Consider the following 11522-nt stretch of genomic DNA (forward strand, 5'->3'; position numbering starts at 1 on the left):
GTCAGTCAAGGCGCCCAGGCCCACGGGCGGTTCAAACTTTGTCCGTCGCCTGCGCCTTGGCGGCCGGCAAGGTGAAACCGGACACCGAACGCCGCAGCTGGCTGGCCATTTTTGCCAGGTTGCCGATACTCTCGGCCGTGGCGGTCGAGCCTGACGAGGTCTGCGAGGTGATCTGCTGGATCACGTTCATCGTCAGGGAAATCTGCCCGGCAGACGACGTCTGTTGTTGCGCCGCATTGGAAATACTCTGAATCAGCGCTGCCAGGGTCTTGGAAACCCCTTCGATTTCTTCCAGGGCCACTCCGGCATCCTGCGCCAGGCGCGCGCCGCGCACCACTTCGGTGGTGGTCTGCTCCATTGAAATCACTGCTTCATTGGTGTCGGTCTGAATTGCCCGCACCAGGGTTTCGATCTGCCGGGTGGCCTTTGATGAACGCTCGGCCAGACGCTGCACTTCATCGGCAACCACCGCAAAACCGCGCCCGGCGTCACCGGCCATGGACGCCTGGATCGCCGCGTTCAGGGCAAGAATGTTGGTTTGATCGGCAATGTCATCAATCAGGCTGACAATGTCGCCGATTTCCTGGGAAGACTCACCGAGACGCTTGATACGCTTGGCGGTGTCCTGAATCTGCTCGCGAATGTTGTCCATGCCGTGGATGGTGTTGTGCACCACCTCATTGCCCTTGTTGGCGATTTCCACCGAACGCTCGGCCACCGCCGAGGATTCAGCAGCGTTGGCCGATACCTGATCGATGGACTGGGCCATGTCATTGATCGCCGTGGAGGCTTCGGAAATCTGCTGCGCCTGATGCTCCGAGGCCTGCGCCAGGTGCATGGCGGTGGCCTGGGTTTCCTGCACGGCGGCGGCAACCTGGCCGGCAGTGAGGTTGATGGTCGCCACCAGATCGCGCAGTTGGTCGACGGAATAGTTGATCGAGTCGGCAATGGTGCCCGTGAAGTCTTCGGTCACCGAGGCAGTGACCGTCAGATCGCCGTCGGCCAGGTCCTCGATCTCGTCGAGCAGACGCATGATCGCGTTCTGGTTGCGCTCGTTTTTTTCGGCGGTTTCCCGCAGTTGGCGGTTGGTCTCACGCACCATCACCAGCCCGATGAGGATGATCGACATCAACGCCGCCAGTCCCAGCACATAACCCCCGATGGTGTCGGTGCTGCGCCCACCGGCAAGGTTTTCGAAACCGCTGGCCAGGTGCGACGCCTCATCGAGCAAGGTTTGCGACAAGCTGAAAATATTGGTGGCTGACTCGCGCACTTTGAACAGTTCAGGCGAAGTTTCGAGGATTTCGTCGACGGAGCCGGAGACGAACTCGAACAGCTCGGAAATCTCGGTCAACCGTGCGCGCGCATCGTGGTCTTCGACCTGGCTTATTCTCAGCGACACATTGCCTTGCAGCATGCCATTGAGCACCTGACCGAAACGCGCCGCATCGCGTCCGAACGCATCGGCAGCCTGCTGTGAGCTTTCGTCGCCGGACAACACGGTGTTCACCGCGCCGAGAATCCGTTCAGCCAGCAGCGATTGACGCTGGGCCACCGCTACCTGGGCAGCCGGGGCGCCACGTTGCAAAAGGATTTCCACTACTTTTTCGTATTCGACCTGCAACTGCGGCACGGTTTCAGCCAGGGTCGCGGCGACCTGATGCAGCGACAATACGGTCTGCTCGCTGGAAAGGATGGCATCGGTGTTTTTCAACAAGCGCTCCCAGTCCAGTTGCACGGCGCGCATTTCCGGGCGCACGGTGGCTGGCGCGGGCGGCAGGCCGGTAGTCGGGTCGCCCTTTTTCAGATAGCCCCAGCGCTGGGAAAAATCGTTGCGTGCATCGCTGAGCAATTTGAACGCTGCCGCCTTGCCGGCGGCGGCTTCAGTGGCGTTTTTGGCAATGCGCTGGGACAGCACGCGCAGCTCACCGGCGTGGCCGATGTACTGTTTGTCGTAAGTGGCCTGGGTGTTGAGGTACGCGAAGTTGGCGAACAACAACATGATGAAAATAATCAGTGCGATAAATAGCACGATGATCTGCGACCGACTGCGCGACCCTTCCATTGGCTTGCCTGTTTTTGCTTTTATCATCGGTCTTCGCCTGTGTTGCTCAATTCACTCAATACCCCTGTAGGAGCGAGGCTTGCCCGCGAAGAACGGTAACGCGTACTTGCAGGCACACCGCGTTATCGTTCTTCGCGGGCAAGCCTCGCTCCTGCAAGGGTTAAACAGCGATGTTCATGAACCCCTGCGACCGCACCAACGCAAACGGGCTGAACACCTGCCAACGCTGCGCCTGCTGAAAGCTGCCTTCGACGAACGCCGACATCGGCCCGTGCGATTCGTCTGTCAGCGCCGGTTCCAGACTGTCCCGGGCAAAGTGCTGCAAGCCGAAGACTTCATCGACCATCAGCCCGGCGAACACCTCTTGATGCTCCACCACCAGTACCCGCCGCTGCTTGCGCACCGCTGACAGGTCATGGCCGAAGAAAGCGCCCAGATCCATGATCGGCAGCAAGCGTCCACGCAGGTTGGCCACACCCTTGACCCAGGGCTTTACCCCCGGCACCTGGGTTAAACGCGGCTCGTGCAAGACTTCGCCGACTTCACCCATTGGCGCGACGTACCAGTGCTCGCCGAGGCGAAAGCCGATGCCGCTCCAGCTGTCCTGTCGGGTCGGCTGCGACGGCAAATCCGCCGCCAGCAGGCGACAGCGCTGGTCGATCTGCAGCAGCAGTTCAAAAGCCGTCAGCGACTCGCTCATGGCTGGAGAATCAACCGGCCAGCACGTTATTCAGGGTTTTGATCAGGGTTTCTTCATCGACCGGTTTGGTCAGGTAGTCTTTGGCACCTTGACGCGTGCCCCAGACCTTGTCGGTTTCCTGATCCTTGGTGGTGATGATGATCACTGGGATGTGCCCGGTTTCCGGGTCTTTGGTCAGCTGACGCGTCGCCTGGAAACCGTTCAGGCCAGGCATGACGATGTCCATCAGCACCGCGTCGGGTTTCTCCTGGCGGGCCAGGGCCACGCCGTCGGCGCCGTTTTCGGCTTTCAATACTTCATGACCGTGCTTTTCCAGCATGCCGGTCAGTTTGTACATTTCAGTCGGCGAATCATCGACGATCAGAATACGTGCCATGGTCTTCCCCATTCTTGTCGACGCCGGGCCCGCTGGCCGAGCGTCACTGTAGGTGTCTTACTGCGGCAAAACGGCGGCGAAGCCCGGAACATGGGCCTGGATCGCGTTCAGCAGTTCTTCCTTGCTGAAAGGCTTGGTCAAAAACTGATCGGAGCCGACGATGCGCCCCTTGGCCTTGTCGAACAGCCCGTCCTTGGACGACAGCATAATCACTGGCGTGGACTTGAATGCACTGTTGTTCTTTATTAAAGCGCAGGTCTGATAGCCATCCAGACGCGGCATCATGATGTCGACAAAGATGATGCCGGGGTGATTGTCGGCAATCTTGGCCAGGGCATCGAAACCGTCGATGGCCGTGATGACCTCACAACCCACGTTCTTGAGCAGCGTTTCGGCGGTGCGACGAATCGTCTTGGAATCGTCGATCACCATGACCTTCAAGGCGCTGGGTTGCTGTTCCATAATTGCTCTACCGTCGCCTTTACGAATCAATTTGTCCGTTTGACGGCTCGAAACCCTTGATGCTCAAGGGCCAGCACGACATGGCAGCCTTTTTAGCACAGTCTCCAAATCCAATCTATCGGCCGACTGGGGCAGTGGTTTTTCCTTGACCGGGAACACACTCAGCGCCACTCTGACGCCACTTTTATACGCCCCTTTGGCCTGATTGCTTTTTGTAGGAGTGAGCCCGCTCGCGATGGTGTATCAGCTACATTGATGTCGACTGACACTCCATCGCGAGCAGGCTCGCTCCTACAGAAGATCAACGTCCGGCCCCCAATTTTCGAGGAAAACCCAATGAGCGTTCGCGTCGGGATTGTCATGGATCCTATTGCCGGCATTTCCTATAAAAAGGATAGCTCGCTGGCCATGCTGCTGGCCGCGCAGAAGCGCGGCTGGGAACTGTTCTACATGGAACAGCGCGACCTGTATCAGGCCGAGGGCCAGGCCCGGGCGCGGATGCGTCCTCTGAAAGTCTTCGCCAACCCGGAAAAATGGTTCGAACTGGAAGCCGAGCAGGACGCACTGCTCAGCGACCTGGACGTGATCCTGATGCGCAAGGATCCGCCATTCGACATGGAGTTCGTCTACTCCACGTATTTGCTGGAGCAGGCCGAAGCCGCCGGCGTGCTGGTAGTCAACAAGCCGCAGAGCCTGCGTGACTGCAACGAAAAACTGTTCGCGACGCTGTTCCCGCAGTGCACGCCGCCGACCATCGTCAGCCGTCGCCCGGATGTACTGCGCGAATTCGCCGATCACCACGGTGACGTGATCCTCAAGCCGCTGGACGGCATGGGCGGCTCCTCCATCTTCCGTCACACCGCCGGCCACCCGAACCTGTCGGTGATCCTCGAAACCCTGACCCTGCACGGTCAGCAGCAAATCATGATCCAGGGTTACCTGCCGGCCATCGTCGATGGCGACAAACGCATCCTGATGATCGACGGTGAGCCGGTGGATTACTGCCTGGCGCGCATTCCCGCCGCAGGCGAAACCCGTGGCAACCTCGCCGCCGGCGGCCGGGGTGAAGCGCGCCCGTTGACCGAGAAAGATCGCTGGATCGCTGCACAAGTCGGCCCGACCCTGCGCGAAAAAGGCCTGTTGTTCGTCGGCCTCGACGTGATCGGCGAGCACCTGACGGAAATCAACGTCACCAGCCCGACCTGCATCCGCGAAATCGATAATGCCTTCGGCACTGACATTGGCGGCATGCTGATGGATGCCATCAATCAGAAGCTCCAGGCACGTTGAAAAGCCAAACCAACATTGCGTTATCATGCGCGGCCTGTGAAAACGCGATGTTGGTTTTTCTGCCATGACCCTCCCGTCCGATCTGCCCACCGAACTCGCCCACCGTGGCGTGCGCCCGGCCGATCGCCTCGGTTTTACCCTGTTTCTCGCGGCACTGATTCACTTGGCCTTGCTGCTGGGTGTTGGATTTGCAGTCGTCGAGCCCAAGCAGATCAGCAGAACGCTGGAAATCACCCTCGCCACCTTCAAAAGCGAAAAGAAGCCTGCAAAAGCCGACTTCCTCGCCCAGGAAAATCAGGAAGGCAGCGGCACCCTGGATAAAAAGGCAATTCCCAAGACCACCGAGGTCGCGCCGTTCCAGGACAACAAGGTGCAGAAAGTCACCCCACCGCCAGCCGCCAAGCCTGAAGTTCAGGAAGCCCCGCCCAAGGCCGCCGTGACCACCATCGCGCCGAAGCCGAAAAAAGCGGCTGCAAAAACCGAAGAGCCCAAGACCGAAATCAAACCGGCCGTGGCCGCGCCGACGTTTGACAGTTCACAGCTGTCCAGCGACATCGCCAGCCTCGAGGCGGAACTGGCCAACGAACAACAGTTGTACGCCAAACGCCCGCGCATCCACCGACTGAGCGCCGCCTCGACCATGCGTGACAAAGGCGCCTGGTACAAGGACGAATGGCGCAAGAAGGTCGAGCGTATTGGCAACCTCAACTACCCCGACGAAGCACGGCGCCAGCAGATTTACGGCAATTTGCGCCTGATGGTGTCGATCAACCGCGACGGTTCGCTGTATGAGGTGCTGGTGCTGGAATCCTCCGGGCAACCACTGCTGGATCAGGCCGCCCAGCGCATCGTGCGACTGGCAGCGCCGTTCGCACCGTTTACCGGGGATTTGTCGGATATCGATCGACTGGAAATCATCCGCACCTGGAAGTTTGCACGCGGCGACAAGCTCTCCAGTAATTAGTCGCAAGATCAAAAGATCGCAGCCTGCGGCAGCTCCTACAGGGGGATGCGGACAATGTAGGAGCTGCCGAAGGCTGCGATCTTTTGACGTGCTCCAGCTTGTCAGTTCGCCCCTCGAACGCCACACTAGCGCTCATGAAAAACGTCAGCCCCAGCTACCTCAAGCATCACTTCCTGATCGCCATGCCGCACATGGTCGACCCGAACTTTGCGCACACCTTGACCTACATTGTCGAGCACACGGCCAATGGTGCCATGGGGCTGATAGTCAACCGTCCGCAAGACCTGAACCTGGCCGAAATCCTTGAGCAACTGCGCCCGGATATCGAACCGCCAGCGCTCTGCCAGCATGTACCGATCTTCATCGGCGGCCCGGTGCAAACCGATCGCGGCTTCGTCCTGCACCCTTCGGGCAAGACATTCCAGGCGACCGTTGATCTGGAAGGCGAGCTTTCCCTGTCGACCTCCCAGGACGTTCTTTTTGCCATCGCCGACGGCGTCGGCCCGGCGAAAAGCGTGATCGCCCTCGGTTACGCCGGGTGGGAAGCCGGGCAACTGGAAGCCGAACTGGCGCAGAACGCCTGGCTGACTTGCCCGTTCGACGCCGACATCCTGTTCAACACCAGCAGCGAGCTGCGTCTGGAAGCGGCGGCCAAACATCTGGGCGTCAACCTCAGCCTGCTCACCAGCCAGGCGGGGCACGCCTGATGGCCCTGCGGTTGATTCTGGGATTTGACTACGGCACCAAACAGATCGGCGTTGCGGTTGGCCAGGTAATTACCGGCCAGGCCCGTGAGCTGTGCACCTTGAAGGCGCAGAACGGCATTCCCGACTGGGATCAGGTCGAAGCCCTCATTAAAGAGTGGAAACCCGACGCCGTGGTGGTCGGCCTGCCGTTGAACATGGATGGCACCCCGAGCGACATGTGCCTGCGCGCGGAAAAATTCGCCCGACGCCTGAACGGCCGCTTCAACCTGCCCTTCTATACCCACGATGAACGCCTGACCACCTACGAAGCCAAGGGCGAACGCCTGGCACGGGGCGGCCAAAAAGGCAGTTACCGCGACAACCCGGTCGACGCCATCGCCGCCGCCCTGCTGCTGCAAGGCTGGCTCGACGAAAATGGCGCCCTGTTCGAATCCTGAAGAGCCGCTGAGGCGTCTCTACTTAGCTACAACCCGAGCCAACTGAAGATAACCACCCGGCTCGGGCCCAAGAAGGAGCAACCATGAGCCTGCCCAATCCCGCCGAACTGATCAGCCAGATGGCGATTCGTCTCAAGGCCCACCTGGAACACCGTGGCATTAGCGATCCGCGTTACATCGGTATTCGTACCGGCGGCGTCTGGGTCGCTCAAGCCTTGCTCAAGGAACTGGGCAGCGCTGAACCCCTGGGCACCCTCGACGTTTCCTTTTACCGCGACGACTTCAGCCAGAACGGCCTGCACCCGCAAGTGCGCCCTTCGGCGCTGCCGTTCGAGATCGAAGGCCAGCACCTGGTGCTGATCGACGACGTACTGATGAGCGGCCGGACCATCCGCGCCGCCATGAACGAACTCTTCGACTATGGCCGTCCAGCCAGCGTAACCCTGGTGTGCCTGCTGGACCTGGACGCCGGTGAGCTGCCGATCCGCCCGAATGTGGTCGGCGCGACCTTGTCGCTGGCCGCCCACGAGCGCGTGAAGCTGTCCGGCCCCGAACTCGCGCTCGAACTGCAAGACCTCGCCCTTTAATTCGCCCTATTGAGAGTCCCCTCGCGATGACGCCTCTAGAAACCAAGCGCCCGCTGCAGCTCAATGATCAGGGCCAGCTGCGCCACTTCCTCTCGCTCGACGGTTTGCGCCGTGAGTTGCTGACGGAAATCCTCGACACTGCCGATTCCTTCCTCGAAGTCGGCGCCCGGGCGGTCAAAAAAGTCCCGTTGCTGCGCGGCAAGACCGTGTGCAACGTGTTCTTCGAGAACTCCACCCGCACCCGCACCACCTTCGAACTGGCGGCCCAGCGGCTGTCGGCGGACGTCATCACCCTGAACGTGTCGACGTCGTCGGCGAGCAAGGGCGAAACCCTGCTCGACACCCTGCGCAACCTGGAAGCCATGGCCGCCGACATGTTCGTCGTGCGCCACGGTGATTCCGGTGCCGCGCACTTCATCGCCGAACATGTCTGCCCGCAAGTGGCGATCATCAACGGCGGCGACGGCCGTCACGCTCACCCGACCCAAGGCATGCTCGACATGCTCACCATCCGTCGGCACAAGGGCAGCTTCGAAAATCTCTCGGTGGCCATCGTCGGCGACATCCTGCACTCGCGGGTTGCGCGCTCGAACATGCTGGCGCTGAAAACCCTCGGCTGCCCGGACATCCGCGTGATCGCGCCAAAAACCCTGCTGCCGATCGGCGTCGAGCAATACGGCGTGAAGGTCTACACCGACATGACCGAAGGCCTGAAAGACGTCGATGTTGTGATCATGCTGCGCCTGCAGCGCGAGCGTATGACCGGCGGCTTGCTGCCGAGCGAAGGCGAGTTCTACCGCCTGTTCGGCCTGACCACCGCGCGCCTGGCTGGGGCCAAACCCGACTGCATCGTCATGCACCCGGGGCCGATCAACCGTGGTGTGGAGATTGAGTCGGCGGTGGCCGACGGCCCGCACTCGGTGATCCTCAATCAGGTGACCTACGGCATCGCGATTCGTATGGCCGTGCTGTCGATGGCCATGAGCGGGCAAACTGCGCAACGTCAATTCGAGCAAGGCCAATTCGATCAGGAGAACGCCCAGTGAAGCTCAGCATTCTCGGCGCCCGTGTCATCGATCCAAGCAGCGGCCTGGATCAAGTTACCGATATCCACATTGAAGCCTGCAAAATCGTCGCCCTCGGTGCCGCGCCGGCCGGTTTTGTTGCCGTCGACACCATCAAGGCCAACGGACTGGTGGCTGCCCCTGGCCTGGTTGACCTGAACGTGGCCCTGCGCGAGCCGGGCTACAGCCGCAAAGGCTCGATCGTCAGCGAAACCCGTGCCGCCGCCGCCGGTGGCGTCACCAGCCTGTGCTGCCCGCCGAAAACCAAACCGGTGCTGGACACCTCGGCCGTGGCCGAACTGATCCTCGACCGCGCCCGCGAGGCCGGCAATACCAAAGTCTTCCCGATCGGAGCCCTGAGCAAAGGCCTGGACGGCGAGCAGCTGGCCGAACTGGTGGCGTTGCGCGATGCCGGCTGCGTGGCCTTCGGCAACGGTCTGGAGAGCTTCCGCAACACCCGCACGCTGTGTCGGGCGCTGGAATACGCGGCGACGTTCGACCTGACGGTCATTTTCAACTCCCAGGATCATGACTTGGCCGAAGGGGGTCTGGCTCACGAAGGCCCGACCGCCAGCTTCCTCGGCTTGCCGGGCATTCCGGAAACCGCGGAAACCGTGGCCCTGGCCCGGGACCTGTTGCTGGTCGAGCAGAGCGGCGTGCGTGCGCACTTCAGCCAGCTCACCAGCGCTCGGGGCGTAGCCCTGATCGCTCAGGCCCAGGCGCGTGGTTTGAAGGTCACGGCGGATGTCGCCTTGTATCAGCTGATCCTGACCGACGAAGCACTGATCGACTTCAGCAGTCTGTACCACGTCCAGCCGCCGCTGCGCACCCGCGCCGACCGCGATGGCCTGCGTGCGGCAGTGAAGTCCGGCGTGATCTCGGCGATTTCCAGCCATCACCAGCCTCACGAACGCGATGCCAAACTGGCGCCGTTCGGTGCCACCGAGCCGGGTATCAGCAGTGTTGAACTGTTGCTACCGCTGGCGATGACACTGGTGGAGGACGGGTTGCTGGACTTGCCGACGTTGCTTGCACGCCTGGGCACCGGACCGGCCGAAGCGTTGCGTCTACCAGCGGGCAAACTGGCAGTGGGAGGCGCGGCGGATATCGTGCTGTTCGACCCTGCGGCCTCGACCGTGGCCGGGGAAACCTGGCTGTCCAAGGGCGAAAACTGCCCGTTCATTGGGCACAGTTTGCCGGGCGTGGTGCGTTATACCTTGGTGGATGGGCGGATTAGCCACCAGGCATAAAAAACAAAAGATCGCAGCCTGCGGCAGCTCCTACAGGGAAAACGCAAATCCCATGTAGGAGCTGGCGCAGGCTGCGATCTTTTGATCTTGCTTAGCGATTCTGCGCGTTACGCACCGAAACCTGATCATTCAACGTCCAGAAGTCATACAGCACTCCGACAAAGAACAACCCACCGGTCACCAGGTACAGCAATCCGCTGATCCATTTCCCCTGATACATCCGGTGTACGCCGAACACCCCGAGAAACGTCAGCAGAATCCACGCAACGTTGTATTCGATAGGCCCAGCGGTAAACCGCAGGTCCGCCTCACGATCCATGGCCGGGATCAGAAACACGTCGATCAGCCAGCCAATACCCAGCAAACCCAAGGTGAAGAACCAAATCGTCCCGGTCACCGGCTTGCCGTAATAAAAGCGATGAGCACCGGTAAAACCGAAAATCCACAGCAGGTAACCGATCACTTTGCTGTGGGTATCTTGATGCGGTTGATAGCTGTTCATGGATGACCTCGATTCACACGATAGATAAATATTCTTGAATTCTTTGTGACTTTTTTACGAGCACCCGACGTATGGCAAATGCTACGTTGTCTTCGGTCAAAGCCTTGTGGCACCTGACTTCTGTCGGACAATTGCGTCTTTTTACCGCTTATTTGGTTCCGTTGCCCCCCAGGTTGAATCGACCAACGGGGTCTGAATCGACAAAAAAGCTGTTATAAAGTTTCGCGCTAACACATACGAGCCCTGCCTAATGCGTCCATTTTTCAAGACATGGCTAACCATTTGCCTATTATTGCCACTGGCCGCCCACGCCACCAATCGTGAGCAACGTCTTCCGAACGTTAATGGTTACACCCCAAAATCCCATGTTTCTGCTCCTTCGAGCAAAAACAAAAAATCGGCCAAACACGCCCCACAGTTGGCCAGCAACAAAAGCGGCCTGGTGCCGCCGATGGCGACCAAGGAAAGCAGCAATGTGCTGAGCCGCGCCGTCAACGTCCTCGGTACACCGTACCGTTGGGGTGGCAGCAGCCCGAGCAAAGGCTTCGATTGCAGCGGCCTGGTGAAATACGCGTTCAACGACGCCACATTTGACCTGCCACGTACGTCCAATGCCATGGCCAGCGGTCACGGCGAGAAAGTCGATCGCAACGACCTGAAACCGGGCGACCTGATTTTCTTCAACATCAAGAGCCGTCGGGTCAATCATGTTGCCATCTACCTGGGCAACGACCGCTTTATCCACGCACCGCGCCGTGGCAAGTCGGTAACCATCGACACGTTGAAGAAGCCGTACTGGGAAAGCCATTACGTGGTTGCCAAGCGGGTTCTGCCGAAAGAACAGAATGCGTTGCGGGTTGTTCAGCGCTGATTTGAAGCAAGATCAAAAGATCGCAGCCTTCGGCAGCTCCTTGTATCTCGACTATCGCTCCGTCAGGAGCGATAGTTCTCGACTGATCATCGAGGGAGGGACCTGGAAGCCGCGCAGCTCCTTAGGCTTTTTGCCTGCAATGTAGATCGTGCTCCTACCCTCCACACTCACTCGTATAGTTCGAACGGTATCTTGGGCCCGTCCTTGGCGAGAGCCCGCATTTGCAAGGTTGGACAGAGTGCAGTGA

The 11522-nt window shown here is 60.0% G+C and carries 13 protein-coding genes; 8 read left to right on the forward strand and 5 right to left on the reverse strand.

Annotation, left to right across the window (positions count from 1 at the left end):
- Positions 1 to 31 precede the first annotated feature (31 nt).
- From KUF73_RS19065 to pilG, 4 genes are all read right to left on the reverse strand, one after another.
- The gene (locus tag KUF73_RS19065) at positions 32 to 2092 is read right to left on the reverse strand and encodes a methyl-accepting chemotaxis protein (RefSeq protein ID WP_218439601.1); all 2061 of its coding nucleotides are present in this window, start codon (positions 2090 to 2092) and stop codon (positions 32 to 34) included.
- A gap of 133 nt (positions 2093 to 2225) precedes the next feature.
- On the reverse strand, positions 2226 to 2765 hold the full coding sequence (locus tag KUF73_RS19070) for a chemotaxis protein CheW (RefSeq protein WP_218439602.1): 540 nt from the start codon (positions 2763 to 2765) through the stop codon (positions 2226 to 2228).
- Between the two features lie 10 nt (positions 2766 to 2775).
- On the reverse strand, positions 2776 to 3141 hold the full coding sequence (gene pilH / locus KUF73_RS19075) for a twitching motility response regulator PilH (protein ID WP_008068134.1): 366 nt from the start codon (positions 3139 to 3141) through the stop codon (positions 2776 to 2778).
- Between the two features lie 57 nt (positions 3142 to 3198).
- Positions 3199 to 3603, reverse strand: coding sequence for a twitching motility response regulator PilG (pilG, locus tag KUF73_RS19080; RefSeq protein ID WP_046053663.1), 405 nt, complete (start codon positions 3601 to 3603; stop codon positions 3199 to 3201).
- Between the two features lie 336 nt (positions 3604 to 3939).
- Between pilG and gshB the strand changes: the two genes are divergently transcribed.
- The 7 genes from gshB (at position 3940) to KUF73_RS19115 (ending at position 9902) form a co-directional block, all read left to right on the forward strand.
- A complete protein-coding gene (gene gshB, locus KUF73_RS19085; RefSeq protein WP_218439603.1) occupies positions 3940 to 4893 on the forward strand; it encodes a glutathione synthase in 954 nt (317 codons plus the stop codon).
- A 64-nt stretch (positions 4894 to 4957) separates the two neighbouring features.
- The gene (locus KUF73_RS19090; protein WP_218439604.1) at positions 4958 to 5857 is read left to right on the forward strand and encodes an energy transducer TonB; all 900 of its coding nucleotides are present in this window, start codon (positions 4958 to 4960) and stop codon (positions 5855 to 5857) included.
- A gap of 134 nt (positions 5858 to 5991) precedes the next feature.
- On the forward strand, positions 5992 to 6564 hold the full coding sequence (locus tag KUF73_RS19095; protein WP_218439605.1) for a YqgE/AlgH family protein: 573 nt from the start codon (positions 5992 to 5994) through the stop codon (positions 6562 to 6564).
- Positions 6564 to 7001, forward strand: a complete 438-nt coding sequence (gene ruvX, locus KUF73_RS19100) for a Holliday junction resolvase RuvX (protein ID WP_218439606.1) — start codon at positions 6564 to 6566, stop codon at positions 6999 to 7001. Before KUF73_RS19095 ends, ruvX begins: the two co-directional genes overlap by 1 nt.
- A gap of 83 nt (positions 7002 to 7084) precedes the next feature.
- Positions 7085 to 7588 (forward strand): bifunctional pyr operon transcriptional regulator/uracil phosphoribosyltransferase PyrR, encoded by a 504-nt coding sequence (gene pyrR / locus KUF73_RS19105; protein WP_218439607.1) that lies wholly within the window; start codon positions 7085 to 7087, stop codon positions 7586 to 7588.
- A 26-nt stretch (positions 7589 to 7614) separates the two neighbouring features.
- A complete protein-coding gene (locus tag KUF73_RS19110) occupies positions 7615 to 8634 on the forward strand; it encodes an aspartate carbamoyltransferase catalytic subunit (RefSeq protein ID WP_218439608.1) in 1020 nt (339 codons plus the stop codon).
- Positions 8631 to 9902 carry a dihydroorotase gene (locus KUF73_RS19115; RefSeq protein WP_218439609.1) on the forward strand — a complete coding sequence of 424 codons (1272 nt, stop codon included), beginning with the start codon at positions 8631 to 8633 and terminating at the stop codon, positions 9900 to 9902. The genes KUF73_RS19110 and KUF73_RS19115 overlap by 4 nt, the downstream gene beginning before the upstream one ends.
- A gap of 91 nt (positions 9903 to 9993) precedes the next feature.
- Here KUF73_RS19115 and KUF73_RS19120 read toward each other — a convergent pair whose 3' ends face one another.
- On the reverse strand, positions 9994 to 10404 hold the full coding sequence (locus KUF73_RS19120; RefSeq protein ID WP_218439610.1) for a TM2 domain-containing protein: 411 nt from the start codon (positions 10402 to 10404) through the stop codon (positions 9994 to 9996).
- 250 nt (positions 10405 to 10654) lie between these two features.
- Between KUF73_RS19120 and KUF73_RS19125 the strand changes: the two genes are divergently transcribed.
- Complete coding sequence (locus KUF73_RS19125) at positions 10655 to 11275, forward strand: C40 family peptidase (RefSeq protein ID WP_218439611.1); 621 nt, start codon at positions 10655 to 10657, stop codon at positions 11273 to 11275.
- The last annotated feature ends 247 nt before the right edge of the window (positions 11276 to 11522 follow it).

Source organism: Pseudomonas sp. PD9R, from assembly GCF_019200975.1.
Lineage (GTDB): Bacteria > Pseudomonadota > Gammaproteobacteria > Pseudomonadales > Pseudomonadaceae > Aquipseudomonas.